We start from the raw sequence: 558 nt of genomic DNA on the forward strand, positions 1-558 counted from the left end.
GCTCGCCAGCTTCGCCTCCGCCTTCAACCAGGACCAGCGCCTGCTCACCCTGCAGTTGGGTGACGGCCAGCGCTGGGGCGAGACGCTGCTGCCGCTGGCGTTGAGCGGTGAGGAGGCGCTGGCTGGCGACTACCGCTTCCGCGTCGAGTGCCTGTCCGCGAGCGACAGCATCGAACTGAAGACGCTGCTGGGCTTGCCGGTACGGCTCGGCATCGCCGGCGCCGACGGCAGCGAGAGCCTCCGCTGCGGCGTGGTCAGCGCGGCCGAGGCGCTGGGTAGTGATGGCGGTTTCGCCAGGTACGCGCTGACCGTCGAGCCGCCGTTCGCGCTGCTGCGCCTGCGGCAAACCTCGCGGGTGTTTCAGGATTTGTCGGTGGATGCCATCGTGCGGCAGATCTTCGCCGAGCACGCGGCAATCAACCCGGTGTTCGCCGCCGGCCAGGCGCTGGAGTTCGTGTTGTCCGGCCCGTTGCCGGCGCGCAGCTACTGCCTGCAGTACCGTGAATCCGATCACGATTTCATCTGCCGCCTGCTGCGTGAGGAAGGGCTGTCCTGGCG

At 68.8% G+C, this 558-nt stretch carries 1 protein-coding gene; it reads left to right on the forward strand.

The annotated features are described in order from the left end of the window. Positions 1-558: type VI secretion system Vgr family protein (locus tag ACFOLG_RS18100; protein ID WP_386091227.1), on the forward strand; the 558-nt coding region annotated here is incomplete at both ends.

The organism is Vogesella facilis, from assembly GCF_042648525.1.
Taxonomy (GTDB): Bacteria; Pseudomonadota; Gammaproteobacteria; order Burkholderiales; family Chromobacteriaceae; genus Vogesella; species Vogesella facilis.